Genomic DNA, 26,510 nt, shown 5'->3' on the forward strand with positions numbered 1-26,510 from the left:
CCGCGCGGCGCCGGCGGCAGCCCGGTCAGCTCGAACATGCCCAGCTTCTTGTTGTACGCGGCGATCTCCCGCTCGCCCTGGTACACCTGGATCTGCACGCTGGGCTGGTTGTCCTCGGCGGTGGTGAAGATCTCCGAGCGCTTGGTCGGAATCGTGGTGTTGCGCTCGATCAGCTTGGTCATGATGCCGCCCTTGGTCTCGATGCCCAGGGACAGCGGGGTGACGTCCAGCAGCAGGACGTCCTTGACCTCGCCCTTGAGGACACCGGCCTGCAGCGAGGCGCCGATGGCCACCACCTCGTCGGGGTTGACGCCCTTGTTCGCCTCCTTGCCGGTGAGATCGCGGACCAGATCCGTCACCGCGGGCATCCGTGTGGACCCTCCGACCAGCACGACGTGGTCGATCTCGGAGACCGGGATCCCCGCGTCCTTCACGGCCTGGTGGAAGGGCCCCTTGCAGCGCTCCAGCAGGTCGGCGGTCAGTTCCTGGAGCCGGGCCCGGGTCAGCTTCTCGTCCAGGTGCAGCGGGCCCTGGTCCGACGCGGTGATGTAGGGCAGGCCGATGGTCGTCTCCGTGGCGGAGGACAGCTCGATCTTCGCCTTCTCCGCCGCCTCGCGCAGCCGCTGGACGGCCATCTTGTCCTTGGACAGATCGACCCCGTGGGCGTTCTTGAACTGCTTGACCAGGTGGTCGACGATCCGCTGGTCCCAGTCGTCACCGCCCAGGTGCGTGTCACCGTTGGTGGCCCTCACCTCCACCACGCCCTCGCCGATCTCCAGCAGCGAGACGTCGAAGGTGCCGCCGCCGAGGTCGAAGACCAGGACCGTCTGGTCCTCCTTCTCCATGCCGTAGGCCAGGGCGGCCGCGGTCGGCTCGTTGATGATGCGCAGGACGTTCAGGCCCGCGATCTCCCCGGCCTCCTTCGTCGCCGTGCGCTGGGCGTCGTTGAAGTAGGCGGGGACGGTGACCACCGCGTCGGTGACCTTCTCGCCCAGGTACGCCTCGGCGTCCCGCTTCAGCTTCTGCAGCACCCGCGCGGAGATCTCCTGGGCGGCGTACCGCCTGCCGTCCACGTCTCCCGTCGCGGGGAAGCGCCAGCCCTCCTCGCCCATGTGCCGCTTGACCGAGCGGACGGTGCGCTCCACGTTCGTCACCGCCTGCCGTTTGGCCACCTCGCCCACCAGCACCTCGCCGTTCCTGGCGAACGCCACCACCGAAGGGGTGGTCCTGGCGCCCTCGGCGTTGGCGACGACCGTGGGCTCGCCGGCCTCCAGCACGGACACCACGGAGTTGGTGGTGCCCAGATCGATGCCTACCGCTCGTGCCACTTGTGGTCCCTCCTCTCGCCACCGCCGCCCACCGGCGCACGGTGCGGGAACCGGGCTTCTTATGCCTGCACCTCCTGCATAAAACTTGAGCCGACCCAAGTCAAGCGCGGCCGGGCGCTGCCGGAGGCCGTCACCCGGGAACACGACGCGGCGGGCGGCACCCCATGGGGTGCCGCCCGCCGCGTCGGAGCTTCTTCCGCCGGGACTCGTCCCGCGCTACTCCCCCGTTATGTGCCGCACGAACCGGCCCCAGCCCTCGCGGCCGACCGCGAAGGCCGGGCGGCTGATGTCCTTGGAGTCCCGCACGTGCACGGCCTGCCCGGTGACGGCGACCTCCACGCAGTCATCGCCCTGGGCGCTGCTGTAGCTGGACTTGAACCAGCCGAGTTCCGTCGTCCTCACAACTCTCCTCGCATCCGCTCCAGCAGGCCCGCGGACTCTTTCGGGGACAGGGCCTGCGAGCGCAGTCTCGCATAGCGCTTCTGGATGCGACTCACCTCTTTCCGGTCAGCGATCAGGCGCCCGTTCTCCTGTCCCTCCGAGTACGCCAACCACTGTCCGTCCGGTGTCTCAAGCAGCCGGACGGGACCGGCGAGGCAGGCGTGTTGCTCGCTGTCCGCAGCCATGACCTGGAGCGTCACGTTACGCCGGGAGACGAGGCCGAGGATGTGGTCGAGCAGTTCGCGGGTGACTTCGATCCCGCCGAGACGGCGCATGAAGACAGCCTCCTCAACGATGAAGTCGAAGGTGGTGCCGGGCCTCTCATGGAGCAACCGCTGCCTCTCCAGACGGGCCCGTACGGTAGCTTCCAGATCCTCGTCCGTGAGGGGCGGAATGTCGTTCTCGCAGAGGGCGCGCATGTACCCCTCCGTCTGCAGCAGCCCCGGCACCAGCCTGCACTCGTACGTGGCCAGGCTCACCGCGAGCCGTTCCAGGCGGGCCCACTGGCGGAACCAGGCGGCCAGGCCCGGTTCGCCGCGCGTCAGGTGCTTGGCGGCCTTGCGCAGGGCGCCGGTGTCGCCGAGGGCGATCTCGGCCAGTTCCACGAACGACTCGTCGGGCATCCGGCGGCCCAGTTCCACCGAGGCCACCGTGTGCTTGGAGTACCGCACCCAGGTGCCCAGTTCGGCGCGGCTGAGGCCGGCGTGCTCGCGCAGGGCCTGGACGACGGCCCCGAAAGTGCGCAGGCTGCTGGAGGGGTTCGGCTCCCCTCCCAGATCCACTCCCGCGTCCGTTTCCGGGTCCACTTCCTCCGTGGCGCAGGCGTCGTCCGTGGTCATGAGCGGCCCTCCCGGTGCTGTGCTGTACGCGCGGTCTCCCCCGCGGCCGAACCCGCCCAGAGTTACCGAAAGGGCCGCGCACCGTCCACCCGGAGTGCGCGTACGGTCACCCGGCGTACGCGGTCCGCCGCCCGGGCGGTCAGCGCAGCGGCTCGAAGGGGACCTCGCCCTCTTGGGCGTAGTAGGCGTGCAGCAGCGAGACCCTGGCGACCCGGCGTCCTTCCGCCACCGCCTCCCGCGCCGCTTCCCGCCCGGTGAAGTCCCGCCGCTCCCGCTCGTGTTCGACGAACGGCTCGATGGTGGGCGGGGCGTACAGCAGCGGCAGGTCGGCGCCGTCCCGGACCAGCGTGACGACGAGGTGGTCACGGGTGCGCGCGTCGCGGTACTCGTACCGTTCGGAGGAAGGGGAGAAGTTCAGGGGCAGCGGTTCCGGCGAGCCGGTCCACCGGTCCTCGCCGAGCGCCTCCGTCCACTTCTCGCCGACCTCGCCCGGGTCGCCGTCGAGGACGACGTACCGCTCCAGCCGCCACTGGCAGCCCAGCGGGCCGGGCGGCTCGCCCTCGAAGGCGGGGTGGCGCAGGCAGTGGTCCTTCGCGGCGGCGCCCAACTGCCGTGACACGCCCGGCAGGCGGTCGACGATCTCCTCCAGGCGGCGTTCCCCCTCCGGACCGGCATCGCGACTGGCCGCGTCGACCTCGCCGGTGCTCGACAGGACGTCCATCGGCTCGGCCAGCCACACATAGCCGTACCACCCCGCCGTGGCCAGGGCCGCCAGCACGGCCGCCGCCACTCCCACGCCGACGACCCTGCGCCGCGCCCGCGATCCGGTCTTCCCCGTCATCCTCGACTCCTCCCGCACCCCTGTCACCGCACCACGCTATGCCCCGGCCCGCTCAGCGCCCGGACGGGGATCGCGGCAGGGGCGGGCTCCGGGCCCGCCCCTGCCCGTCACCCCTCCTGCGCCCAGGCGAGCGTGATCCGCATGTCGCCGAACCGCCAGCCCGCCGGGGTCCTTACGGCGGTGCCCGCCACCCGCAGGCCGCTCGTGCGGTGGGGCGGTCCGCCGTCGCGGTGGAAGTACACGATCTGGTTCGCGGTGGCCTCGGCGCGGTCGCCGTCCACGCTCACCAGCACGTCCCCGTGCACATGCTGGGTGCGCTCCCCCTCGACCCGGCTCCGCCGCAGAAGGGCGGTCACCTCGCCGAGACCGTGCAGATCGCCGCGCGGTGAGTGCACCACGACGTCGTCGCTGTAGACGGTGTGGGCGTCCTCGTGGCGGTGTTCGTCCAGCAGGTTGGCCAGACGGGCGAACAGGTCGGCGATCTCGATGCGGTCGGCGGTCCGGGTGTCGTCGGGCACGGCATCCCCCTTGCGGTGGAAAAAATGTTGGCCCGACCAACACTAAGGCAGTGTGTTGGTCGGACCAACACCGTTTAGAGTGGAACCCATGGACGAGCCCCCCGAGCGCCTGACGACGAAGCCGAGCTGGCTGATCGGCCAACTGTCCTTGTACGCACGCCGGTTGGCCTTCGACGGCTTCGCGGCCACCGGGGCGCGCGGATACCACTACCGTATCCTGGCCGCTCTGCACGAGTTCGGGCCCGCGAGCCAGGCCGAGCTCGGCCGCCGGTGCCGAGTCGACCGCAGCGACGTCGTGGCGGCCGTCGGCGAACTGGCCGAGCGGGGCTTCGTCGACCGGACGCCGGACCCGGACCACGGACGGCGCAACAGGGTGACGCTCACCGATGACGGCCTGCGGCAACTGCGGCGCATGGACGAGGTGCTCGACCGGGTGCAGGACGACCTGCTCGGGCCGCTGTCGGCCGAGGACCGGCAGATCCTGACCCGCCTGCTCGGCCGCGTCCTCACCCACCACGAACCGCACTGATCCACCCGCCCCGCCCGCCCGGCACACGGCGCCGCGCGGGGGCGCCGCCCAGGTGGTGCGGGCGGAGGTACGGCAGGAGGCGCGGTTCAGGCGGGCAGGGTGGCGAGCCAGTCGGTCAGCAGGCGGTTGACCTCGGCGGGACGCTCCTGCTGGACCCAGTGGCCGCAGCCGTCGAGGACGTGGGAGGCCACCAGGCCGGGCAGCGTGGCCGGGTACGCCTCGATCGCGTCGGCCAGCCAGGTCGTGGAGGCGTCCAGGCCGCCGCCGATGAACAGCGAGGGCTGGGTGACGGGGGCGCCGTCGTAGGCGGCGAGGTCCTCCCAGTCGCGGTCCATGTTGCGGTAACGGTTGAGTGCCCCGGTGAAGCCGGTGCGCTCGAACTCCCCGGCGTAGAAGTCGAGTTCCTCCTCGCCCAGCCAGGCGGGCAGCCGGTCGGCGGGGAACCGCTCCCGCATCGTCGCGCCCCTGCCGACGAAGTGCGGGTCGGGGGCGCCGGGTGCGGGCATGGTGTCGGCGGACAGGGCCGCGTAGAGGCCCGCGAGCCAGCCGCGCACATCGGGTTCGATCTCGGCCTCGGCGCGGCCGGGCCGCTGGAAGTAGGAGACGTAGAGCTCCTCCTCCCCTCCCATCCGCGCGAAGACCTCGCCGGGGCGCGGCCCGCCGCGCGGGCTGTAGGGGACGCTCAGCAGTCCCACGGCGCGGAAGACCTCCGGTCTGAGCAGCGCGGAGTTCGCGGCGATGGGCGAACCCCAGTCGTGGCCGACGACCACCGCCGTCTCCTCGCCCAGGGCGCGTACCACCGCGACGTTGTCCTCCACCAGGTGGAGCATCCGGTAGGCGTCCGTGGCGGCCGGTTTGGAGGAACGGCCGTAACCGCGCACGTCGATCGCGACCGCCCGGTATCCCGCCGCCGCGAGGGCCGGCAGCTGGTGGCGCCAGGAGTACCAGGACTCCGGGAAGCCGTGGACGAGCAGCACCAGCGGCCCGCTGCCCTGCTCCACCAGGTGGATCCGGCCTCCCGGCGAGGGCACCGACCGGTGGGTGGTCTCCGTGGTGTGTCGCCCGTCGTGCTGCGGCATGGGGGCCTCCTCAAGGGCCGTGGGGCGCCGCCACGGTGCGGGCCGGTCCTCTCCGGCCCGTCGGCGGCTCGGCTCCGATCATGTGGGAGACCCCGCCCGGAGGGCGAGCCCGTTTGCCGGTCCGGCAAGCACGGATCCCGGCGGCGTGTGCCGGCACGGCCGGTCGCCCGCACCCGGTGGTTCCCGGGAGGGCGAACCCGTTCGGGGCACCGGTGAGTTCCTCATGAGTCGAGGGCGGCAGGTACTTCACCCGCTTTTCCGGCGGGGTGAGCCCCTGTCAGTCTCCTGTGGAATGCTGTGATCGTGGGCGCCGTCCTCCGGAGGACGGCGCCGTCTGCCGGAGCGTTCCCGGGGGGGTGCCATGACCGGTTGGTCCGGGTCGGACCGCAGCGGGGGCGAAGTCGGCGACTGCGCCGAGGCCGCCGCTCGCTCCTCCGCCGTCCACACGCGCGGCTCCAGGTCTCCGGGCGGCCCTCGTCGCACTCGGCAACGGAAGGTGAGGAAGTCATGGGCGATATGACCACGGAGTCGCTGGTGCTGCGGGTCGTCCCCGAAGCGGACGAGGATGGCGCCGAACTGGATTACCTGGCGGGCCAGTTGCGGACCGAACTGCTCGAACTGGATGTGGCGGGCGTCGATCCGCTGGCTGCGGACGACCTGCCCCCGCTGGCCAAGGGTGTGGGCACCACGGTGGGCGCGCTGCTCGTCCGGGTCGGCATAGCACAGGGCGCGCGTGCCGTGGTGGGCGCCGTCAAGCGGTGGGCGGCGCGCAGTGAGAAGTCGGTGGAGATCACGTTCGGCGAGGACTCGCTGAAGGTGACGGGCATCAGTTCGGAGCAGCAGGACCGACTGATAGAGATCTGGCTTGAGCGGCAGAACATCACTTCCTGAGCTGCCGCCCGGGCGGCGGTCCGCGCTCGTCGTCGCCGTGTCCGCGTACGCGGACGCCGGGCTGGCCCGGCTTCGGGCCCCGGCCAGGGACGCGGAGGCGCTCGCGGAGGTTCTGGGCGCCCCGGACATCGGCGGCTTCGACGTGCGCGGGCTCACCGACCCGACAGCGCAGGAGATCCGCAGCGGCGTCGACGACTTCCTCTCCGGGCGGGGCACGGACGAGCTGCTGCTGGTGTACTTCTCCTGCCACGGTCTGCTCGACGCGCGCGGGCGCCTGTACTTCGCGGGCGCGGACACCCGCAAGGGGCGGCTCGCCTCGACCGGTGTCGAGTCCGGATGGCTGCTGGAGCAACTGGACGAGTGCCGGGCTCGGCGCCAGGTCGTCATCCTGGACTGCTGTTTCAGTGGTGCGTTCGCGCAGGGGGCGAAGTCCGGCGAGCGTGACGTGGACCTGGAGTCCCGGATCGTGGGGCACGGGCGGGGGCGGGCCGTTCTGACGGCCTCGCGGTCCCGTGAGTACTCCTTCGAGGGCGAGAGCCTGACGGGGACGGCCGATCCGGAGGGTTCGGTGTTCACGACCGGTCTGGTCGACGGGCTCCGTACGGGCGCCGCCGACGCGGACGGCGACGGGTACATCTCGGTCGAGGACGCGTTCGACCACGCGTCCGCGTATGTGGCGGAGCGGGGAGCCGAGCAGACACCGCAGCGCTGGGTGTTCGGAGGCGAGGGACGGATCTGGCTCGCACGGGCGGCCACCACGCCCGCGACCACCGGCGCGGCGAAGCTGTGGTGGCCGATCCAGCGGCGTCGCCGGTCGCGACGTCCACACCCGGCCGGTGGCAGGCCCATCGCCCTGCGCGCTACCGCCGGGCCTGCGCCCACACCAGCGCCCGCATCCCCGCCCGCGCCCACGTCAGCGCCCACCCCTGTACCCACGCCGACGGCTGCGTCCGTGCGGGACCATGTCTTCCGTACCCGTGGCCGCACTCGTAGCGACCCACTGCACGCCTTGCCGGTCTGGGGCACCTCCGGCATCCCCGAGCAGGAGCGGCGGGTCACAGCCATGACCATTCGCTCCGGGGTCTCGATCCCGTTGGTCGCCATCTCGGTCGACGGCGGGCCCCCGCAGGTCTGGGAGGCTGTGCAGGGCCGTCACGTGAGCACACTGCCCGGCCTTGACGGCGAGGTCCGGACCATCACCTACGGTCCGAATGGGGATTTCCTCGCCATCTCAAGCGACGACGGCAGCATTCGGCTCTGGGATGAGACCCGGAAACGGCCGCGCGTCCTGGCGGACGGCGAGGCGACACTCGCCACACGAATCGCCATCGCCCCCGGGAGCCGACGGCTCGCCGCCGACGGTGCCGACGGCTCGATCGTCGTCTGGGACACGTTCACGGGGCAGGTGGAGCGCAGCATCGGCAAGGACTCCCAGGGGCGTGATCCGCTCATCACCGCACTGGCCTTCAGCCCCGACGGGTTCACTCTGGCCATGGGGACCAGCACGGGGGTGGTACGGGTGGTGGACACGCACTCGGGTAAACAGGTGGCAAGGGTGCAGTGCCACGAGAGTGAGGTGGCCGGTCTGACGTTCCGGCCCGACGGCCAACGGCTGGTGAGCGCCGGGGGCGCGGACGGCTCCGTGGTCCTCTGGGACACTCGGAAGTGGCGTAAGCCCCGGTACCTCTTCCTGGTCGGCAGCGGGCATGTGGGGCGCGTCGCGTTCAGCCCGGACGGGGAACTCCTGGGTGTCGGTGCCGGATCCGGCGTACACCTGCTGGACCCGGACACCGGCGGCCAACTGGCCGCTCTGGGCCAGGGATCCGGTGAGGCCACCGATGTCTTCGCTTTCCCGCACTCCCACCTCCTGGCTACCGCCGGCACCAACGGTGAAGTGAGTTTCTGGGATCCAAGGACCGCGCGGCGGCTGTATCTCATGACAGGCGGCCACCGGACCAAGCCCGAAGCCCTCGGTTTCCTCCCGAGCGGTCGGCATCTCATCACAGCGGGCCGCGACGGCGTGTACGTCTGGCAGTTCCAGTTCGGCGGCCGTGCGGTCGCTTACGTCTGGGAGCTGCTGTAACACCCGAAACTCCGTTCGCACCGGCCGCTTCGAAGCCACCTGCACGCCCCACCGGCCACAGCGTGTCCAGGGCCCGGATCATGGTCCCGTGCGCGGAAAGCGGGCAGCTGATCGGCAGTGCACGCCCCCTCGACCGTCGCGGACCGCACACCACAGGCGCTGGTCATCGGACGCGGGTACGGCACGGTGCCGGGGCGGTTCGGGAGAGTGCCGTCCGAGGCGCGCTGTACGCGCGTCATGCGGCGGGGCCCGGGGCGGAGGACCGGCGGGTGGTGTCCCGCCGGGTGATGGCCTCGGCCACCTGCTCGACGGCGGTGCGCAGGGAGTCGCCGTAGGGGTCCCGGGGGAGGTCGGGGGTGTGCCCGCGGGCCGCGTCGATGTGCTCGGCGGCGGCGTCGAACGAACCGAGCCGGCGGTAGTCGTCGGCGAGGTTGAGGTGCAGGGAGGGGTGGAAGGCGGCGATACGCAGACCGGCGTGGTGTTCCTGGAGACGCTGCTCGGTCACGGCGTCGGCGGCGTCCAGGGCCCGGACGTCCCAGGCCAGGGCTTGGGCGGGGTCCTCGTGGAGGTCCGCCAGGTGGTGCGCGAGGGCGCAGCGGTGCAGCGGGTCGCCGGTGGGGCCGATCTCGGACCACAGATCCAGGAGTCTGCGGCGGGCGGCCCGCGCCTGGCCGGTCTGCCCTTCGGCGACGGCGGCGCCGATGGCCTCCATCGTCGGGTCGGGGGTGGCAGGTGTGGTGGAGGTGGTGGTCACTGGTGGGTGCTCCTCGTGGTGGTCGGTCAGGCGTGGTGGTCGGGGCCGGCGGGCATGGCCCAGGTGGTCAGGTCGCCGCGGTCGGCGGAGCGGACCGTGGCGGGCAGATCGGTCCCGCGCAGGTCGAGCATCACGTCGGGGCCGATGGCGGTGCTGACGGCCGGGTAGAGGGTGGTCAGCTCGAAGAAGACCCGCACTTCCCCTCCCGTCACGGTGGCCGGGAGCAGGGCGCCGGGGTGTTCGCCGGCCGCCGGGAGGGCCAGTCCGTGCCGGGTGGCGTGCAACTCGATCCGCTCGCCCGGGTGCTCCTCCAGGGCCCGCAGCAGCGCGTCCTTCGCCACCGTCGCGCGGGTGGTGGCCTCCGGCAGCGATGCGAGCATCAGGTGGTGGTCGGGGAACTCCTCCGTCAGCACCCGGCAGTGCCGGTCCTCCCGTCCCGCCATGCGCAGCCGGATCCCGTACGGCGTCGCCTCGATCCGCACCAGCGGGCTGCGGCGCATCTCGCCTGCCGCGGACCGCAGTTCGCCACCGTCGACCGTGGCGGCCCAGGCGGTGGCCGCCGGTTCGGCGGGCACGAGCGTCCGGGTCGAGAGCCGGTACCGGTCGGTCGCGGTCAGCGCGACCGCCTCGGCGGTCGCCTCGACGCGCAGCCCGCCCAGCACCGGCAGCTCCGGATCGCACGCGGTCGCGGTCAGAACCTGCTCGACCGCGTCGGCCAGTACGGGCCCCTTCAGCGCGGCGACCGGCCGGCTCGGCACGCCGCCGAGCGAGGACTTGAGCGCGGCGGCATCCCTCCGTACCGCCGCCGCATCCCCGAGGACCTTCGCGACGTGCTCGTCGATCAGCCGGGACGCCTCGCCGGGCCCGGCGTCGAGCACCGCCTCGGCGGTGGTCAGCGGCATGGTGATCCGGCGGAGCCGGCGCAGGGTGGTGGCCCGTGGCACCTGCTCGGCGCCGTAGTAGCGGTAGCCCGAGACCGGATCGGTCTCGGCGGGGGGCAGCAGCCCGGAGTCGGCGTAGAAACGCAGCGCGCTGGGGGTCAGACCGGTGCGCTGGGCGAAGACCCCGATGGGCATCAGCTCGGAATTCGGCACCCCGTCATCGTCGGGCTTCAAGCAGGTCGAAGGTCAACACCGGGTGCGGGGTGAGGGGTGAGGGGTTCAGGCTCGGGCGCCGACGACGAGGTCGCTCGCGCGCAGGGACTCCACCAGGGCGGCGGGCGCGGTGGCGGTCGAGCCGGCGTTGTAGGGCGGCTGCGGGTCGTACTCGACGACGAGCTGCACGGCCTCGGCCACCTCGTCGCCGGCCATGCGCCCGGCCAGGTGGAGGGCGAGGTCGATACCGGCCGAGACCCCGGCGGCGGTGGCGTACTTGCCGTCGGTGACGACCCGCTCCGGGACGGGGACGGCGCCGAGGGCACGCAGGCGGTCCAGACAGATCCAGTGCGAGGTGGCCCGCCGTCCGGCCAGCAGTCCGGCCGCGCCCAGCAGCAGGGAGCCGGAGCAGACCGAGGCCGTCCAGGCGGTGGCCGCGTCGGCGCCGCGCAGCCAGTCCAGGACGGGCCCGTCCGCGAGCAGGTCCGCGACACCGGGGCCGCCGGGGACGAGGACGGCGTCGGGCGCCGTCACCTCCGGCAGTGCGGCGTCCGCGGTCAGGGCCAGACTGCCCATGTCGGTGCGGACGGGGCCGGGACGGGCGGCGGTGAAGACCACCTCCGCGCCGGGGACGCGGGAGAGGATCTCGTAGGGGCCGACGGCGTCCAGCGCCGTGAAGCGGTCGTACAGCAGGATGGCGATCCGCATCGTCGTTCTCCGGTTCGGTGGGTTCGGTGGGTTCGGTGGGCTTGCGGGCTCGGCTCAGCGGGCCTGGTGGGCTCGATGGGCGGTACGGAAGCGGCGCCGGTACTCGGCGGGCGGTACGGCCAGGGCACGGACGAAGGCGCGCCGCATCGCCTCCGGGGTGCCGTAGCCGCAGGTGCGGGCGATCTCCTCGATGCCGTCCCCGGTGTCCTCCAGGAGCCGGCGGGCCGTCTCCAGCCGGACCCCGTCCACGTAGCGTCCGGGCGTCGTGCCGACCTCGGCGGCGAAGGCGCGGGCGAAGTGGCGGGGCGACATCGCGGCGCGGCGGGCCAGGGCCTCGACCGACAGGTCGTCGCCGGGGTGTTCGGCGATCCAGCGCTGGACCTCGCGCAGCGGGTGCCGCTCGGCGAGCTGGGCGGCCAACTGCGTGCTGAACTGGGCCTGGCCGCCAGGCCTGCGCAGGAACATCACCAGGTGTCTGGCGACCAGGAGGGCTGCGTCCCGGCCGAGGTCCTCCTCCACCAGGGCCAAAGCCAGGTCGATCCCCGCCGTGACGCCGGCGGAGGTGGAGATGTTCCCGTCCCTGACGTAGATCGGTTCGGGATCGACCTCGACGTCCGGGAAGCGCCGGGCGAGGCTGTCGCAGCGCGCCCAGTGCGTGGTGACCCGCCGTCCGGCCAGCAGTCCGGCCTCGGCGAGCAGGAAGGCTCCCGTGCACACCGACACCACGCGCTCGGCGGCCGGGGCCAGTTCGGCGATCCGCCGCACCACGGCCGGGTCGGGGGCGACCGTGCCGCGCCCACCGGGCACCAGGAGGGTGCGGGGCGGCCCGACGCGGTCGAGGTCCTCGTCGGGCAGCAGGCGCAGCCCGCTGCTGGTGCGCACCGGCCCGCCGCCGGGTCCGGCGGTCGTGATCCGGTACGTGCCCGGCCGCCCGGTCGCCGCGCACGCTCCCGCGAACACCTCCAGCGGGCCGGTCACGTCCAGGCTCTGCACGTCGTCGTAGAGGACGATGAGCACGCTGTGGGGTTCCATGCGCCTCAGCCTGGCAGCCGGCCCAGATGGCAGCAATGACGGATTTCCCACCTTTCCCGCCATGGCGGAGCCCACCCCCGCGTGCCGGTGACCGGGCCGGTACGGCGGACGCTCCGGAGCCCGGGGGCGCCGGACCCGCCAGGTCCGCGTGACCGTGGATCTGTTCGCAGGCATCTCCGTGGACGACTACGCGGCGGCACCGGACCGGTGCGAACGGCTGCTCGACTCCCCGCCGACGTTCGTCGCGAGCGAGACGGAGGCCGTGCGGGAACCGGGCGAACACCGTTCGGTGTTCATCGAGGGACGGCCCGAGCACGCCGGCCACGCCCTGCACACCGTCTTCGTCGACGGCCTCGACGACCTCGCGGCCGGTCTCACCGCCCGGGGCCTCACCGCCCGGGGCCTGGAGCGGGCCAAACGGGAGACCTGTCCGAACGGCATCCGCAAGGCCACGTACCGCGCCCCGGAGGGGAACGGGATCGGGGTCGGCGGCGCTCCGTTCTGATCGCGGGCGGCTCCCAAGGCCGACCCGCACGGCCGACTGGCACAGTCGGTGCCCGGCGAGGGAAGAGATCCACCCCGCCACCTTCAACCTATAGCGCACCGGGGGCCTTGCGGCAAGACCCGGGTCATGCCGCAGAATCGTCGCCCTGGGCCGGAAACCGGGTAAATGACGGGTTTCACACACTGTGCGCGCTTCCATGTGCTTACGGGAAGCGCGGAGCGGCCGGCCCGGGACCGAATCTCTTCACATGGGGGACTTCCGTGATCGACGTGATCATCGCCGGCGCCGGGCCGACCGGTCTGATGCTGGCCTGCGAGCTGCGGCTGCACGGTGTACGCGTGGTGGTGCTGGAGAGGGAGGAGGAGCCGACCAGGGTCGTCCGCGCGCTCGGCCTGCATGTGCGCAGCATCGAGGTGATGGACCAGCGCGGTCTGCTGGACCGGTTCCTCGCGCACGGCACGCAGTACCCGGTCGGCGGATTCTTCGCCGGCATCCCCAAGCCCTCGCCCGAGGGGCTGGACACCGCGCACTCTTACGTCCTGGGCATCCCGCAGCCGGTCACCGACCGCCTGCTGGCCGAGCGCGCCGCCGAGCTGGGCGCCGAGATCCGGCGCGGCCGCGAGGTGACCGGGCTGGAGCAGGACGGGGACGGGGTGACCGTCGAGCTGGCGGACGGTACGCGGCTGCGCTCGCGCTACGCCGTCGGCTGCGACGGCGGCCGCAGCACGGTGCGCAAACTGCTCGGCGTCAGCTTCCCCGGCGAGCCCGCCGGGGTCGAGACGCTGCTGGGCGAGATGGAGGCGACCGAGGACCCGGCGGTGATCGCGTCCGTGGTGGCCGATGTGCGCAGGGCCCAGCTGCGGTTCGGCGTCGGGCCCGTCGAGGAGGGCGTCTACCGCGTCGTCGTACCGGCCGAGGACCGCACCGTCCCGCCGACCCTGGAGGAGGTCAGGAGGCAACTGCGGGCGGTCGCCGGCACCGACTTCGGCGTGCACTCGCCGCGCTGGCTCTCCCGCTTCGGCGACGCCACCCGGCAGGCCGAGCGCTACCGGGCCGGCCGGGTGCTGCTGGCCGGCGACGCCGCCCACATCCACCCCCCGGTCGGCGGCCAGGGTCTCAACCTCGGCATCCAGGACGCCTTCAACCTGGGCTGGAAGCTGGCCGCCGAGATCACCGGCTGGGCGCCCGAAGGGCTGCTGGACAGCTATCACGCCGAGCGGCACCCGGTGGCCGCCGACGTACTGGACAACACCCGCGCGCAGATGACGCTGATGTCCACCGATCCCGGCCCGCGGTCGGTGCGCCGGCTGGTGTCGGAGCTGATGGACTTCGAGGAGGTCAACCGGTATCTGACCGAGAAGATCACCGCGATCTCGGTCCGCTACGACTTCGGCGGGGACCACGAACTGCTCGGCCGCCGGCTGCCGGATGTGAAGCTGGGGCGGGGCCGCCGCCTGTACGAGCTGACGCACGGCGGACGCGGGCTGCTGCTGGACGGGACCGGCCGGCTGTCGGTGGCGGGCTGGGCGGACCGCGTCGACCATGTCACCGACGTCGGCGGGGAGTTGGACGCGCCCGCGGTGCTGCTGCGGCCGGACGGCCATGTGGCGTGGGCGGGCGGGGAGCAGTCCGGGCTGCTCGACCACCTGCCCAGGTGGTTCGGCCCGGCCACCCCCGGCTGAGCCGGGGTGGGCGTAGCTCGGGACGGGGCCGGGGCGGCCGCCGCCCGCTCCGCCCTCCCCGGGCTTCTCTCCTTGTCGCTGCCGGCGCCGAAGGTCCCTTGTTCCGTTCAACGCCCCGGAGGTTCCGGCGCCTCCGTTCTGCACTCACCGGTCACTCCGCGGGGACGGGCGCACACCCGGGCAGGCGACGATCCGCGTCGCCTGCGGACGGGTCCCGCCCTCCCGGCCCGCCGCCTCAACCCGCGGGCAGGGGAGCCGGGTTGCCCTGGTGGGTGAAGGCGGCCCAGTGGTGGAGGCGGTGGAGGTCGGGACGGGCGGCCTCGCGGCGCAGGAGACCGCCGAGGGTGGGCGGAGGCTCGCGGTGCGGGTCGAGCATCCACATCTGGGCGGCGCGCAGGGCGTCCGGCGGGGCCAGCCCGCCGGTGGTGAGGTGGTGGTGGAAGACCGCCATCATCACGGAGGTCGGCCCGTCGCGCACCGCCCAGCGGGACCCCACGACATCGGCGGCACCGCCCGCGACCAGTGCGGTGGCGAGGGTCAGCGCCTCGTCGTGGTGGCGCGTGCTCAGATCGGTCTCACAGGCGCTGAGCACGACCAGCGGGCCCGCCGCGTCCGGCCGGCGCCCGGCGGCGCCGTCCAGGATCGCGGCCACGGTCAGCCGGTCGGCGTCCCGGCCCGCGCCGGGCGGGGACGCCAGCCGCAGCGCGGAGTCGGTGGGGCGCGGCGCGGCGAGGGCGTGGCAGGACAGATGGAGCACGGACGCCGGCGACGCACCGCCGGGCAGTACGGCGAGCAGTTCCTCCGGCGTGCCGGCGGCGTCCCGGGTCCCGTCGGCGGTGAGGAACTCGCCGTAGCGGAGCGCCCCGGGGTAGCAGGCGGTGCGCAGAGCGACCGTCTCCACCTCCGCCCACGGCAGGGTCAGTTCCGGGTCGGCGACCAGGACCTGCCGTCCGGCGGCGGGAGGGATCCGGCGCCGGCCGGCCGCGGCCAGGAACTGGGCGCCGGAGGGGGCGTAGCCGAGGACGGCCTCCTGGCAGGCGTACCGGTGGCCGTGCTCCCCGGGGCCCCGGGTGCATGCCGCGTGCCACGGCACGGCGCCGAGCCGACCGCAGGGCACCAGCACGATCCGCGGAGGGCGGGCCGGCCCGTCCGGCGCCGGCGGACGTACGGCCGCGAGCAGCGGTCCCATCACCGCCTGCCAGGCCCACTCGCACAAGGTGTCCAGCGCCTCCTGCCAGCGCTCCTCGCGGCCGGCGAGCCGTGACGCGTCCGCGTCCGGGTCGGCGAGCGCCCGGGAGCGTTCCGCCGCGGCGTCGAGGTACCGCTCCAGCGACGGGCCGCCCGGGTCCTTCAGCTCCGGTAGGGGGAGCGTGGCCGGGGCCGCGCCGGGGCGCAGGATGAGCGCGTGGCCGGGGAACGAGTCGCTGGGCAGTGGCATGCCGGGCACCAGGTAGACCAGCGCGTCGGTACCCGTGGCGGCGAGACCGGCGGTCAGCCCGGCCGCGTCCGCCGCGCCCACCAGCTGCCGGACGCCCGGGCCTTCCCCGGCGCCGGGGCGGACGCCCAGCACGGTCAGCGCCCTGCGCCGCAGGGCGCTGGGAACCGGCGGGCCGGCGGCCGGATGCGGGTCCGCGAGGGCTCGGGCGGGGACCTGGGCACGCCACTGCCGGGCCAGTTGGGGGTGGCCCGCCGCGTCGAGGAGTTCGGGAACGCTCCGGGAGGCGGCGGCCGTCCGGAGCACCAGAGCGCGCCCCTTCTCCAGGTCGGCCACCGCGTCGGCAGGCCGCCGGGTGAGGAGGGCCGTGAAAGCCAGCCGCCGTGACAGCAGGGCGCCGCTGAGGGCCGCCGACAGCCCGTGGTCGGCCCCGGCCTGGAGCAGGACGTCGGCGGCCAGTTCACCCAGCGCCTCGCGGGTGACCTGCACGAACGCCCGTCTGTCCGCGTGCCTGTGCGGGCCGCCCCGCGCGGCGCGCACGACATGGGCCTCGGCCAGCTTCGTCAGGATGTCCACACGGTGCTTTGCGCCACGTCCCCCGGCGAGCAGCGCGCGGGCCCGGGTCAGCTCGGTGACGGCCTCGTCCAGCAGCGCCGGGGCCTTCTCGTCGCGCAGTGCGGCCTGGAACAGCAGCAGGCCGAGTTCCGCGCGCCGGTCGTACTGCTGGTCGTGGTAGATCTCCGGGTCGGCAAGGCTCCGGCGGAGCCTGGCGATCTCCTGCTCCAGGGCTTCCGGCCCGGTCCGCTCCGGCCCGGTGGCCCGCCGGACCCGGCGCGCGCGTGCGCTCAGTTCGTCGAGCCGGCTCAGCCGCTCCGCCAGTTCCTCACGCCGGCCGCTCTGCGGCGGCAGGGCGGCGTACCGGCCGCGGAGCTCCTCCCTCAGACTCGGCAGCGCCCGGTGGTCTCCGGTGCGCTGGGCGCGGTGCAGCTCGAGGTCGGCGGTGGAGAGCACCAGGCCGAGCGCGAACGGCGCGTCGGGGGGCACCGAGCCGTCGCTCTCCAGGGCGGCGCGCAGGCCGCGCAGGGTGGCCAGGGACGCCTCCGCGTCGTGGAAGCTGCCGCCGAACATGGCGGCGTGCTCCAGGACCTCGGCCAGATCCGCCCCCAGGGCCAGCGCCCACCAGGAGCCGGCGGGGCTCGCCCGGACCGCCTCTCCGAGCAGGGCGGCGGCGTCCTCCAGATAGCCCGGATCCCCGGTCCGGTAGGCCAGCAGCCGGTCGAACCTGGCCGCCATGCGCCGCTCGCGCAGGCCGAGGTGGGCGACGAAGTCCCTCAGCCGGCTGTCGAGGTGGGGAACCAGCCCCGGTTCCACGGTGGCGCCGACCGGCCACTCCGCGAAGCGGTCGCCGCCGTCGCCGTCGCCCTCCGGTTCCGGCGCGGGGCGCTCCACGGCGCTGAAGTCGGCCGATCCCGGCGCCAGGGAGTCCAGCGCCACCAGCAGATAGGCGTGGAGCCTCGCCACCCGGGCGCGCTCGGGCGCGCCCGGCGGCAGCGCGCGCAGTGCCCCGAGCACCAGGTCGGCGGCGCGGCGGACACCGTCGGCGTCCGCCGCGCCGCGGGCCGCCGCCCTGCCCAGCAGCGGTACGACTTCCGGGTCCAGTCCCAGGAGCGCGAACGAGCTGTCGTCGAACCCGGACCGCAGGGCGACGACCAGGTGGGCGAGTACACGGGTGAACCGTGGGGTGCTGTACGAGCCGGCCAGGTCCAGCAGGCCGCGGACGGCGGGGAGCAGGGCGTCCTCGATGCCGGAGACCTCGAAATGAGTCTCGGTCCCGGAGGGAGGCTCGGAGTCGGAGCCGGAGGGAGGGGAACCGGCGGCGAGCATCCGCTCGATGTCCTGCTTGATTCTCACGCTCTGCCGGTGGAACTCCCGGTCGAACGGAGCCTGGTCGACCGGGGCCCCGGCGATACGGTCGGCCACCTCCCGGGCCTCGGTGAGGTCCCGGCGCAGCGTCCGCGTCAGCGCCCGTCCGTCGGCCGCGGCGAGCAGCGCGTCCAGAAGGGCCGTGCGGGTGCCGTCGGGGCGGGGCAGGGCCCAGGGCGCGAGCAGGACGAGCAGCACCATGCGGGCCTGCAGCGCGACCGTGTCGGCGAGCGCCCCGTTGCGGTCCGTCCACCGCAGGCGCCGCAGCGCCTCGGCCCGCTCCCCGGGATCGGGGGACGGGCTCTCCCGCCTGCTCATACAGCGCGCGCCGAGCAGGAGGCCCAGGCACACGAAGACGGCGGAGAAGTCCTCCCCGCTCTCCACCAGCTCCCTCTCGACGGCGGCCAGCCGGCCGATCACCGGCCCCAGGTCCTCCTCCGCGGGCCATGTGCCCGGCGCCCGCGGGCTGCCCAGCAGCCGCCAGGCCTCAAAGACCGCTTCGGCCGCCCGCTCCCGCGGCTTTGCCGCCCCGGTGCCGTCGCCCCCTCCGCCCCCGGCGGCCGCCGGCTCCCCCGCCGCCACTTCCCCGCTCACCTCCGTACCGGCCGGGAGATCTCCGCGCGCAGCGGTTCCAGGAGCCCGTTCGCCCGCCCGGTCCCGGCGTCGGAGCCGAGATCCAGGATGCCCCTCCCGGGCATTACGTCCAGTGGTTTGCCGTCGCAGTGCGCGAACCGGTCGTGGAAGAGCACCAGGGCGTGCCGCGGCCTGTCGTGCCGGGACTGCCAGATCAGTCCCATGGCGTCGGGGGCCTGCGCCCGGATCTCGCTCGCCCAGCGCCTGGCCGGCACGTAGTTCCTCTCGTCCTCCAGCAGCGCGGCCTCCTGGCAGACCGCGGCCAGGTCCCTCGACTCGATCAGGGAGACCAGGGTCAGCTCGCACCTGGTGCGCAGCACACTCAGCGAGCGGCCCCGGACCGTGGCGTAGGGGATGCGGCGGCGGCCGGCCGGCGGTTCGAAGGGCCGGGATCGCAGCACGCTCTCCGCGAGGGCCGTGGTCGCGGTGTCCGCCAGGTACAGGCAGTGGTACGGGTCCAGCGGCGTGCCGTCGAAGCGGTTGCCGTCCCTGAACTCGAAGGGGTCGGCGAGTCTCGGGTTGAACTCGTTCGGTTCGTAACGAGTGTTGTGCACCCGCCACAGCTCCGTGCCGGCCGGGATCACCCGGCGGTTGGGGCGCAACTCCAGCGAGGTCATGGGGAAGAGGCCGCTCATCAGTCCCCCTCCACCAGCGCGGCGGCCGCTTCGACCAGCCGTCGGCCGGGCAGCCGGCCGAGGAGCGCCGCCGGTGTCCCGCCCAGCCAGGTGTTCGCGCTGAGCCACCAGGCCGCGGCCCCCCAGGGGTCGATGTCCGCGAGGAGGAGACGGTTGACCTCAAGGACGACCTCGTGGGGGGTGCCGCCGTCCGCGGCGAACTGGAACCGCGGGTAGCGGTCGCCGCGTTCGGGGTCCAGAAGCCTGATCAGCTCGGGCGGCGGTGCGCCGGCGCACCGGGCCCGCGCCTCGTCCGCGGAGAGGGCCGGCGCCCGCAGCAGCTCGTCCGGTGCGCCGTCGGCGCCTTCCTCGGCGGCGGCCTCGGCGACGGCCCCGGCGGCGGGGGGCTGCGAGGGGGCCGCCGCCAGCAGCGCCACCAGCTCCCGTGCCCCCGCCACGGCCCCCGGCCCGGGCGGCGCGGCGGTCAGCCGGACGGAGTCCAGCGCGGCGCTCACCGGATGGCCGAACGGCAGCGGCAGCAGGGCGAGGCGGACGCCCTGGAGTGCCCTGCGGACCGCCGGGCCGTCGTCGGGCGCCGCCGCGGCGAGTGCTTCCAGTCCGGCGAGCAGTTCCGCGTACCGCTCGTCGTCGAGCGCCTCGCGGATGGCGGCCCGGTGTTCCCCGATCAGCGCGAGCAGCCTGTCGGCCCGGCCTTCACCACCCTCGTTCATCCGGCCCCCTTTCCTCCGATTTCCTGCGGTCCTCTCCGGTCCTCTCCGGTTTCCTCCGGCCGTCCCGGTCCGCCCCGGCCCGAATCCTCCGGTGAACGGAGGCGACCGGTGTCTCCGCCACGGCCCGGCGCCCTTGGTGGCAACGCCACTATGCCGACCCGCCGGGCGTACGGTGGCGGGAACCGGCGCTTTCGCCGCCGGACGACCGGAACACGCCCAGGTCGGTCCTCATCTCGCGCCGCGCCTCCCGCAGCCCGCGCCACAGCGCGTCGATCCTCTCCTGTGCGGCGGCGGCGCAGTCCCCCGCCCGCGGCACACCGTCGTCCAGGCGCCGGAGCATGCCGTAGACCGCGCCCAGTTCGCGGCTGAGGGCGCCCGTGAGTTCGAGCACCCGCTCCGGCACCCTCAGCTGGGCCTCCGCGTACACCTCACGGTGCCGGTCGCGCGCCTCGGTCAGCCGCTGCCGCACGGGGCGCGGGTCCTCGTCACGGCCCAGGGCGTGCAACTGGTCGGTGAGCGCGGCCAGATACCGCCGGGTCGCGGTGTTGAACGCCACATAGCACGACCGCAGCTCCTGTGTCCCGCTGCGCCGCTCCCACGTCCGCTCGGCCCGCTCCTGTTCGCGCTGCCGGCCGCGGTCCGCCGCGCGCTGGGTCAGCAGCGCGGACAGCAGCGTCCCGACCACTCCCACGGCCGCGGCCAGCAGGGTGGTCGCGCTCCCCACGTCCATACGGCCTCCGCTGCTCCGCTCCGCGGTGTCGATCACGTCACACCACCAGCGAAGCAGCGCACCTCCCGCGTGTGAACGCCCCGCCCGGAGAACGCCCGGTATCCGGCCCGTCACCGGCCGGACGCGCGGACCGAGGGGCCCGCGAGGGGGCTCATGCGCGGCATAAGGCCTGCTTGCCAACGCTTCCGCGCGCGCACTACTGTCGCCACGCCTTGGTGAACGGGAAATCCGGTGCGATACCGGTGCGGCCCTCGCCACTGTGATCGGGAAGTCCGGCTCCAGCCCTCGCGGGCGGCCACTGGGTCCTTCGGGACCCGGGAAGGCGGAGCCCGGGCGGTGGTACCCGTCAGCCAGGAGACCGGCCAGGGCGCGTCAACCATCCACGAGGTGCTGGAGAGGGTCTGTCCGGTCATGCACATAGCCGAGGGCTTCCTGCCCCCCGCGCACGCGGTCGCCTGGGGCGCCGCGTCCGCTCCGTTCATCGTCCACGGAGTCCGCCGTCTCACCCGTGAGGTCAGGGAACATCCCGGGAGCACTCTGCTCCTGGGCGCCTCCGGGGCCTTCACGTTCGTCCTGTCGGCCCTGAAGCTGCCCTCGGTGACCGGGAGTTGCTCGCACCCCACCGGCACGGGGCTGGGGGCCATCCTGTTCCGGCCGCCGATGATGGCGGTGCTGGGCACCATCACGCTCCTGTTCCAGGCGCTGCTGCTCGCGCACGGCGGCCTGACCACGCTGGGCGCCAACGCCTTCTCGATGGCGATCGCCGGCCCCTGGGCCGGGTACGCCCTCTACCGGCTGTTGCGGCGGTCCGGCGCGCCGCTGATGGTCGCCGTCTTCTCCGGCGCCTTCGCCGCCGACCTGTCCACCTACTGCGTCACCAGCGCGCAGCTGGCGCTGGCGTTTCCCGACCCGTCCGGCGGATTCTGGGGCGCGCTCGGCAAGTTCGGCTCCATCTTCGCCCTCACGCAGATCCCCCTCGCGGTGAGCGAGGGGCTTTTGACGGTGTTCGTGATGCGGCTGCTGGTGCAGTCCAGCCGGGGCGAGCTGACCCGGCTGGGCGTGCTGGTGTCCGGCGGGCGGGCCGGGGCGGAGAAGGCCGCCGGCAGCGGGGCGGTGGCGTGATGAACGTGACGAGGAAGGGCACCGGGATCAACGTCCTGCTGCTGCTCGCCGTGGCCGCCCTCGCGGTCCTGCCCCTGGCCCTCGGCCTCGGCGACCACAAGGAGGAGCCGTTCGCCGGCGCCGACGCCGAGGCGGAGACGGCGATCACCGAGATCGAACCGGACTACGAGCCGTGGTTCTCCCCGCTGTACGAGCCGCCGTCCGGTGAGGTCGAATCGGCGCTGTTCGCCCTGCAGGCCGCGCTCGGCGCGGGCGTTCTCGCCTACTACTTCGGCCTGCGCCGCGGACGCCGCCAGGGCGAGCGGCGGGCCGGGGGACCGGGGGGAGCACCGTCGGAAACCCTGCCGGGGGCACGGCCGGAGGCGCGGCCGGAAACCCTGCCGGGGGCGCAGTCGGGAGCGCCGCCGGAGGAAGCCGGGGACACCGCGGGGGGCGCCGGGGCCTCCGGGGCCCGGGGAGTCTGATCCCGTGCTGCCGATCGACGCGGCGGCGCACAGCAACCGCTGGCGCCGCCGCCACCCCGTGGACAAGGCCGTACTCGGATTCGGCCTCACCTCGCTGGCGCTCTGCCTGCCGCCCTGGCCGGGCGCGGCCCTGGTGGCCCTGACCGCGCTCGCCGTGCTGCTGGGGCCGGCGGGCGTGCCCGGACGCAGGCTGTGGCGCGCCTGCCGGGTGCCCCTGGGCTTCTGTGTGACCGGCGCGGCCACGCTGCTGGTCCAGGTCGCCGGCCCGGAGGGTCCGCTGTCACTCGCCGACGGCGGTCCGGCCCGCGCCGGGGAGCTGCTGCTGCGCACCTCGGCGGCCTCCCTGGGCATGCTGCTGTTCGCCTTCACCACCCCGATGTCCGACCTGCTGCCCCGGCTGGTGAGGGCCGGCGTACCCGCGCCGGTCGTGGACGTCGCCCTGGTGACGTACCGGATGAGCTTCCTACTGCTGGACTCGGTGCGCCGCGTCCGCGAGGCACAGGCCGCCCGGCTCGGGCACACCACCCGGGCCGCGGCCTGGCGCTCCCTGGCCTCTCTCGGCGCCACCGCGTTCGTACGCGCCTTCGGCCGGGCCGCCCGGCTCCAGGACGGGCTCGCCGGACGGGGCTACGACGGCGCCCTGCGGGTGCTGGTGCCCGAGGCGGGCGTCTCCGCGCGCTTCACCTCCGGCAGCATCGCGCTCCTGGGTGCCGTGACCGGCCTCACCTTCGCCCTGGAAGGACCGCTGACGTGAGCGAGCCGGCACTCGTGGCCCTGCGGGAGGCGTCCTTCTCCTACGAGGACGGGCCGCCTGTGCTCAGCGGCCTCGACTTCGAGGTGCGCCGGGGGCGCACACTCGCCCTGCTGGGCCGCAACGGCAGCGGCAAGACCACGCTGATGCGGCTGCTGAGCGGCGGACTGCGGCCGGACACCGGCGAGTTGACCCTGCGGGGGCGGCCCGTCGCCTACGACCGCAAGGGGCTGACCCGGCTGCGGACGACCGTCCAGCTGGTCGTGCAGGATCCGGACGACCAGCTCTTCGCCGCGTCCGTCGCCCAGGACGTCTCCTTCGGGCCGCTGAACCTCGGGCTGCCGGACGCCGAGGTGCGGGCGCGGGTGGACGAAGCGCTGACCGCCCTGGACATCGGCCACCTGGCCGACCGTCCCACCCATCTGCTCTCCTACGGCCAGCGCAAGCGGACCGCGATCGCGGGGGCGGTCGCGATGCGGCCGGAGGTGCTGGTCCTGGACGAGCCGACCGCGGGGCTCGACCCGGACGGCCGGGAGCGGCTGCTCACCACCCTGGGCGGGCTGTGCGAGGGCGGCACGACGGTGGTGATGGCCACGCACGACGTCGACCTCGCCCTGCTCTGGGCCGACGACGCGGCGCTGCTCACCCCGGACGGGGTGAGCACCGGACCGGCCGCCGCGATGCTGGCCCGCACCGACCTTCTGCACCGGGCGGGGCTGCGTCTGCCCTGGGGCGTCGTGGTGGAACGGCTGCTGCGGGCACGGGGCCTGCTGGCCGCCGGCGACGACGGCCCCCGTACTCCGGAGGAACTGGCCGCGCTCGCCCGTACCGTGCCGCCGCCTCCCGGCCCCGCTCGGACGGCTGACACACCCCGGGACTGACCCACCCCGGGCGGGTGCGGTCGCCCGGGGCGCCGCGTCCGCCCCGCTCAGGACCGGACGCCGGTGATTCCGCCACCAAACGGCGCTTCCTCTCCCCGTGAGCAGCCGGCGACGGGGAGGACGGACAGCGGACGACGGAAGGCGATCGGTCGCGACACACCGGTCGCATAGGATGGAGGGTCGGCTTTCCAGGGCGAACCCGCGCGAACCCGCGTGAACCCGTGTGAACGCCGCCGGACATCGCAGGGGATTCAGCGGTGTTCCACCACCCGCCCCACCAGGAGAACGACCGTCTTGTCCCAGCAGACCCCGAACGCCGCCGACCCCGGGCTGCGGGCCGACTGCGGTAAGTGCTTCGGCCTGTGCTGCGTGGCGCTGCCCTTCGCCCGCTCGGCCGACTTCGCCGCCGACAAGGCCGCCGGCGCCCCGTGCGGCAACCTCCGGCAGGACTTCCGCTGCGGTATCCACGAGCGGCTGCGCGACAGCGGTTACAACGGCTGCACGGTCTTCGACTGCTTCGGAGCCGGGCAGAAGGTCTCCCAGGTGACCTTCGGGGGCCGCAGCTGGCGCGAGGAGCCGGGTTCGGCCCGCACGATGTACGAGGTCTTCCCGGTCATGCGGCACCTGCACGAACTGCTGCGGTACACCGCCGAGGCGCTGGACCTCCCGGCCGCCCGGCCCGTCCACCGCGATCTGCGTCGCGCCTACGACCGGATCGACGCGCTGACACGGGACACGGCCGAGTCGCTGCTCGCAGTCGACGTGACTGCTCTGCACGGGGAGGTGAACACGCTGCTGCTGCGGGCCGGTGAGCTCGCCCGCGCCTCGGTGCCCGGCCGCAGGAAGGACCACCGGGGCGCCGACCTCATGGGCAAGCGCATGCGGAACGCCAAGCTGCGCGGCGCCCGCATGCGCGGTGCCTGCCTGATCGCCGCCGACCTGTCCGGCGCGGACCTGCGGGAGGCGGACCTCATCGGTGCGGACCTGCGGGACGCGAACCTGTGCGGCGCGGATCTGACGGGAGCCCTGTTCCTCACACAGCCGCAGCTCGACGCCGCTCGCGGAGACCGGGCGACCCGCATCCCGGCGGCGCTCCAGCGGCCCGGGCACTGGGCCGTGTGAGGCCCTGGGCCACGCCGCGCCCGGCCACCGTCCGCACGGCCCTGCCCGGCGCCGGAGAGGCGGAAGCCCGGTACGCACCGGTACGCACCGGGCCACGGGCGCGCAGGCGCGGGACGGCTTGTTCAGGCGCGCCTGCAGGGCCCGGACGCACCTCCCCTCACCGGCCGCCCCGTGAGCCGTAGGGCTGGAGGAGCTGGTCGACGGGCGCGTGGTCGTCGGTGAGCGGCCGGGCGTCGCCGATCCAGGAGGCGAGGCCGTCGCCGGTGGCGATCTTCCAGCCGGTCTGCCGGGCGTCCAGCGCTTCCTGGGCCGCGCGCGGGTCGACCGGCCGGTCGGAGGCGAGCACCACCAGATTGCCGCCGTCGGCGGCGGCCGCGGCGAGGCCGATGTCGGCGGGTTCGCCCATCAGGGCGACATGCTCGAAGACCTCGGCGAGGGTGGCCGCTTCGGCACGTGCGAAGGCGAGATCACCGTGGTCGATGAGGTTGGCGACGTACAGGCCGTCCTCGTCGAGCACCCTCCGCACGTCGGCCAGCGCCTCCGCCGTGGTGAGGTGCCACGGCACGCTGACGCCCCCGAAGGCGTCGCCGACGACGAGGTCGCGGCTGCCGGTCTCCAGCCGCCGCAGGCCGAGCCTGCCGTCCTCGACGCGTACGTCGACACCGCTCTCGTCTCCCAGACCGAGCCGTTCCCGGTCGATGCGCACGACCCCGCCGTCGATCTCGGACACGACGCTGCGCGTCCCCGGCCGCGTGGCCGCGAGGTAACGGGGATAGGTGAGCCCGCCGCCGCCCAGGTGGTGGGCGGCGAGCGGCTCGCCCTCGGGAAAGGCCGTGTCGACCGCCGACGCGATGGCGCGCACGTAGGTGAACTTCAGGAAGGTCGGGTCCTCGAGGTCGACGTAGGAGTGCCGCAGGCCGTCCAGGACGAGTGTGCGGCCGCTGTCCCGGTCGGGGTCGGCGACGACCCGTGCGCAGTGGTACCTGGTCTCCGCGTCGCAGCCGCCGGGCACGACCGTGGCGGCCAGGCCGCCGGCGACGACCGCGAGTGCCAGGGCGGGTGCGCCGCTCCACCCGCGCGTTCGCCACTCGACCAGCGCCGAGCCGGCCACCAGCAGCGTTCCCAGGCCGATCAGGATGCCGCTGACCGGCAGCCGCGACACGAGGACGAAACCGGTCAGGACGGTGCCGAAGATGGCGCCCGCGGTGCCGACGCCGGACAGCCGGCCGACGACCGTTCCGGTCTCGGCGAGACTGGTGAGACGCAGCTTGGTCACGATCGGCGTCACCGCGGAGAGCAGCGCGCCCGGCACCAGGATGGTCAGCGACGCGATCGTCAACAGCGCCGGCGGCGCCCACTCGGCGGTGGTGCGCAGTACGGCGGGGGTGAGCGCCACGACCGCTCCCGACACCCCGAGCGAGGGGCCCAGGAGCCGGCGCGGGTCGACCCGGTCGGCGACGCGCCCGCCCAGCCAGGAGCCCAGCGCGATCGCGGTGAGGGCTATGCCGATCACCATGGTGCTGGTTTCGAGGGTGAGGCCGAGGTAGGGGGCCAGCAGCCGCAGGGCGACGATCTCGACCACCAGGACCGCGGCCGAGGAGCCGAACACGAGCACGGCCGCGGCGCGGGATCCCAGACCGTGGCCGCGAGGTACGCCCTCGGCGACAGACGGAGAAGACGATTCGGTCACATGGGACATCCTCGCATGCGCCGCGCCGGCCGAACGAACATGACGGAAGCCCTTGTTGCCCGGCTGTCCGCCCACCGCGGGTGTGCCCCG

Annotated in this window: 25 protein-coding genes and 1 riboswitch; of the genes, 10 read left to right on the forward strand and 15 right to left on the reverse strand. The window is 74.0% G+C overall.

Going from position 1 to position 26,510, the window contains the following annotated elements:
* The 5 genes from dnaK to BM237_RS20555 form a co-directional block, all read right to left on the reverse strand.
* Positions 1–1,328, reverse strand: a 1,328-nt coding sequence (dnaK, locus tag BM237_RS20535) for a molecular chaperone DnaK (RefSeq protein WP_093851192.1), incomplete at its 3' end; no start/stop codon positions are given.
* A 216-nt stretch (positions 1,329–1,544) separates the two neighbouring features.
* A complete protein-coding gene (locus BM237_RS20540) occupies positions 1,545–1,730 on the reverse strand; it encodes a DUF397 domain-containing protein (RefSeq protein WP_093851193.1) in 186 nt (61 codons plus the stop codon).
* Positions 1,727–2,608, reverse strand: a complete 882-nt coding sequence (locus BM237_RS20545; RefSeq protein WP_093851194.1) for a helix-turn-helix domain-containing protein — start codon at positions 2,606–2,608, stop codon at positions 1,727–1,729. The genes BM237_RS20540 and BM237_RS20545 overlap by 4 nt, the downstream gene beginning before the upstream one ends.
* 139 nt (positions 2,609–2,747) lie before the next feature.
* Positions 2,748–3,449 carry a hypothetical protein gene (locus BM237_RS20550; protein WP_093851195.1) on the reverse strand — a complete coding sequence of 234 codons (702 nt, stop codon included), beginning with the start codon at positions 3,447–3,449 and terminating at the stop codon, positions 2,748–2,750.
* Between the two features lie 107 nt (positions 3,450–3,556).
* Positions 3,557–3,967: a nuclear transport factor 2 family protein gene (locus BM237_RS20555; RefSeq protein ID WP_093851196.1), complete on the reverse strand. Its 411-nt coding sequence runs from the start codon at positions 3,965–3,967 to the stop codon at positions 3,557–3,559.
* An 88-nt stretch (positions 3,968–4,055) separates the two neighbouring features.
* On the opposite strand from BM237_RS20555, the gene BM237_RS20560 reads away from it, so the two are divergent.
* Positions 4,056–4,496, forward strand: a complete 441-nt coding sequence (locus tag BM237_RS20560) for a MarR family winged helix-turn-helix transcriptional regulator (RefSeq protein ID WP_093851197.1) — start codon at positions 4,056–4,058, stop codon at positions 4,494–4,496.
* 86 nt (positions 4,497–4,582) lie between these two features.
* Here BM237_RS20560 and BM237_RS20565 read toward each other — a convergent pair whose 3' ends face one another.
* On the reverse strand, positions 4,583–5,575 hold the full coding sequence (locus tag BM237_RS20565) for an alpha/beta fold hydrolase (RefSeq protein WP_093851198.1): 993 nt from the start codon (positions 5,573–5,575) through the stop codon (positions 4,583–4,585).
* 507 nt (positions 5,576–6,082) lie between these two features.
* Between BM237_RS20565 and BM237_RS20570 the strand changes: the two genes are divergently transcribed.
* Together BM237_RS20570 and BM237_RS20575 are read left to right on the forward strand one after the other, a co-directional pair.
* Positions 6,083–6,466 (forward strand): hypothetical protein, encoded by a 384-nt coding sequence (locus BM237_RS20570; protein ID WP_139238140.1) that lies wholly within the window; start codon positions 6,083–6,085, stop codon positions 6,464–6,466.
* The gene (locus BM237_RS20575) at positions 6,441–8,549 is read left to right on the forward strand and encodes a caspase, EACC1-associated type (RefSeq protein WP_093851200.1); all 2,109 of its coding nucleotides are present in this window, start codon (positions 6,441–6,443) and stop codon (positions 8,547–8,549) included. The genes BM237_RS20570 and BM237_RS20575 overlap by 26 nt, the downstream gene beginning before the upstream one ends.
* Before the next feature lie 235 nt (positions 8,550–8,784).
* On the opposite strand, the gene BM237_RS20580 is transcribed toward BM237_RS20575, so the two are convergent.
* The 4 genes from BM237_RS20580 to BM237_RS20595 form a co-directional block, all read right to left on the reverse strand.
* Complete coding sequence (locus BM237_RS20580; protein WP_093851293.1) at positions 8,785–9,261, reverse strand: hypothetical protein; 477 nt, start codon at positions 9,259–9,261, stop codon at positions 8,785–8,787.
* Positions 9,262–9,329: 68 nt separating this feature from the next.
* On the reverse strand, positions 9,330–10,397 hold the full coding sequence (locus tag BM237_RS20585; protein WP_093851201.1) for a DNA polymerase III subunit beta family protein: 1,068 nt from the start codon (positions 10,395–10,397) through the stop codon (positions 9,330–9,332).
* A gap of 66 nt (positions 10,398–10,463) precedes the next feature.
* Positions 10,464–11,105, reverse strand: a complete 642-nt coding sequence (locus BM237_RS20590) for a DJ-1/PfpI family protein (RefSeq protein WP_093851202.1) — start codon at positions 11,103–11,105, stop codon at positions 10,464–10,466.
* 54 nt (positions 11,106–11,159) lie between these two features.
* Positions 11,160–12,137 (reverse strand): GlxA family transcriptional regulator, encoded by a 978-nt coding sequence (locus tag BM237_RS20595; protein ID WP_093851203.1) that lies wholly within the window; start codon positions 12,135–12,137, stop codon positions 11,160–11,162.
* 154 nt (positions 12,138–12,291) lie between these two features.
* On the opposite strand from BM237_RS20595, the gene BM237_RS20600 reads away from it, so the two are divergent.
* Entirely contained in the window at positions 12,292–12,642 is a 351-nt protein-coding gene (locus BM237_RS20600; RefSeq protein WP_245793854.1) for a VOC family protein, read from the forward strand.
* 260 nt (positions 12,643–12,902) lie between these two features.
* Positions 12,903–14,324, forward strand: a complete 1,422-nt coding sequence (gene rox / locus BM237_RS20605) for a rifampin monooxygenase (protein ID WP_093851205.1) — start codon at positions 12,903–12,905, stop codon at positions 14,322–14,324.
* Between the two features lie 235 nt (positions 14,325–14,559).
* On the opposite strand, the gene BM237_RS20610 is transcribed toward rox, so the two are convergent.
* From BM237_RS20610 to BM237_RS20625, 4 genes are all read right to left on the reverse strand, one after another.
* A complete protein-coding gene (locus tag BM237_RS20610; protein WP_245793855.1) occupies positions 14,560–18,276 on the reverse strand; it encodes a CHAT domain-containing protein in 3,717 nt (1,238 codons plus the stop codon).
* Complete coding sequence (locus tag BM237_RS20615) at positions 18,273–18,950, reverse strand: RES family NAD+ phosphorylase (RefSeq protein WP_093851207.1); 678 nt, start codon at positions 18,948–18,950, stop codon at positions 18,273–18,275. Before BM237_RS20615 ends, BM237_RS20610 begins: the two co-directional genes overlap by 4 nt.
* Complete coding sequence (locus tag BM237_RS20620) at positions 18,950–19,660, reverse strand: hypothetical protein (protein ID WP_093851208.1); 711 nt, start codon at positions 19,658–19,660, stop codon at positions 18,950–18,952. The genes BM237_RS20615 and BM237_RS20620 overlap by 1 nt, the downstream gene beginning before the upstream one ends.
* Before the next feature lie 148 nt (positions 19,661–19,808).
* Positions 19,809–20,426: a hypothetical protein gene (locus tag BM237_RS20625; RefSeq protein ID WP_425443721.1), complete on the reverse strand. Its 618-nt coding sequence runs from the start codon at positions 20,424–20,426 to the stop codon at positions 19,809–19,811.
* A gap of 160 nt (positions 20,427–20,586) precedes the next feature.
* A riboswitch (cobalamin riboswitch) is annotated at positions 20,587–20,771 on the forward strand.
* Between the two features lie 30 nt (positions 20,772–20,801).
* Here BM237_RS20625 and BM237_RS20630 point away from each other — a divergent pair.
* From BM237_RS20630 to BM237_RS20650, 5 genes are all read left to right on the forward strand, one after another.
* The gene (locus BM237_RS20630) at positions 20,802–21,512 is read left to right on the forward strand and encodes an energy-coupling factor ABC transporter permease (RefSeq protein WP_093851210.1); all 711 of its coding nucleotides are present in this window, start codon (positions 20,802–20,804) and stop codon (positions 21,510–21,512) included.
* Positions 21,512–21,976 carry an energy-coupling factor ABC transporter substrate-binding protein gene (locus BM237_RS20635; RefSeq protein ID WP_245793858.1) on the forward strand — a complete coding sequence of 155 codons (465 nt, stop codon included), beginning with the start codon at positions 21,512–21,514 and terminating at the stop codon, positions 21,974–21,976. The genes BM237_RS20630 and BM237_RS20635 overlap by 1 nt, the downstream gene beginning before the upstream one ends.
* 4 nt (positions 21,977–21,980) lie before the next feature.
* Positions 21,981–22,730 carry a cobalt ECF transporter T component CbiQ gene (cbiQ, locus tag BM237_RS20640; protein WP_093851211.1) on the forward strand — a complete coding sequence of 250 codons (750 nt, stop codon included), beginning with the start codon at positions 21,981–21,983 and terminating at the stop codon, positions 22,728–22,730.
* Complete coding sequence (locus BM237_RS20645; protein WP_093851212.1) at positions 22,727–23,608, forward strand: energy-coupling factor ABC transporter ATP-binding protein; 882 nt, start codon at positions 22,727–22,729, stop codon at positions 23,606–23,608. Before cbiQ ends, BM237_RS20645 begins: the two co-directional genes overlap by 4 nt.
* Before the next feature lie 294 nt (positions 23,609–23,902).
* Positions 23,903–24,730, forward strand: a complete 828-nt coding sequence (locus BM237_RS20650; protein WP_093851213.1) for a pentapeptide repeat-containing protein — start codon at positions 23,903–23,905, stop codon at positions 24,728–24,730.
* Between the two features lie 157 nt (positions 24,731–24,887).
* Here the strand turns inward: BM237_RS20650 and BM237_RS20655 are convergent, their stop codons facing one another.
* On the reverse strand, positions 24,888–26,420 hold the full coding sequence (locus tag BM237_RS20655; protein WP_093851214.1) for a fused MFS/spermidine synthase: 1,533 nt from the start codon (positions 26,418–26,420) through the stop codon (positions 24,888–24,890).
* Between the last annotated feature and the right edge of the window lie 90 nt (positions 26,421–26,510).

The organism is Streptomyces mangrovi (genome assembly GCF_900114215.1).
In the GTDB taxonomy this organism is placed as follows: Bacteria; Actinomycetota; Actinomycetes; order Streptomycetales; family Streptomycetaceae; genus Streptomyces; species Streptomyces barkulensis.

What these genes read in the sequence shown, in the direction of transcription:
- BM237_RS20545 (WP_093851194.1), bottom strand. Translation starts at nt 2,608, where the DNA reads ATGACCACGGACGACGCCTGCGCCACGGAGGAAGTGGACCCGGAAACG.
- BM237_RS20550 (WP_093851195.1), bottom strand. Translation starts at nt 3,449, where the DNA reads ATGACGGGGAAGACCGGATCGCGGGCGCGGCGCAGGGTCGTCGGCGTG.
- BM237_RS20560 (WP_093851197.1), top strand. Translation starts at nt 4,056, where the DNA reads ATGGACGAGCCCCCCGAGCGCCTGACGACGAAGCCGAGCTGGCTGATC.
- BM237_RS20565 (WP_093851198.1), bottom strand. Translation starts at nt 5,575, where the DNA reads ATGCCGCAGCACGACGGGCGACACACCACGGAGACCACCCACCGGTCG.
- BM237_RS20570 (WP_139238140.1), top strand. Translation starts at nt 6,083, where the DNA reads ATGGGCGATATGACCACGGAGTCGCTGGTGCTGCGGGTCGTCCCCGAA.
- BM237_RS20580 (WP_093851293.1), bottom strand. Translation starts at nt 9,261, where the DNA reads ATGGAGGCCATCGGCGCCGCCGTCGCCGAAGGGCAGACCGGCCAGGCG.
- BM237_RS20590 (WP_093851202.1), bottom strand. Translation starts at nt 11,105, where the DNA reads ATGCGGATCGCCATCCTGCTGTACGACCGCTTCACGGCGCTGGACGCC.
- BM237_RS20595 (WP_093851203.1), bottom strand. Translation starts at nt 12,137, where the DNA reads ATGGAACCCCACAGCGTGCTCATCGTCCTCTACGACGACGTGCAGAGC.
- BM237_RS20615 (WP_093851207.1), bottom strand. Translation starts at nt 18,950, where the DNA reads ATGAGCGGCCTCTTCCCCATGACCTCGCTGGAGTTGCGCCCCAACCGC.
- BM237_RS20620 (WP_093851208.1), bottom strand. Translation starts at nt 19,660, where the DNA reads ATGAACGAGGGTGGTGAAGGCCGGGCCGACAGGCTGCTCGCGCTGATC.
- BM237_RS20630 (WP_093851210.1), top strand. Translation starts at nt 20,802, where the DNA reads ATGCACATAGCCGAGGGCTTCCTGCCCCCCGCGCACGCGGTCGCCTGG.
- BM237_RS20635 (WP_245793858.1), top strand. Translation starts at nt 21,512, where the DNA reads ATGAACGTGACGAGGAAGGGCACCGGGATCAACGTCCTGCTGCTGCTC.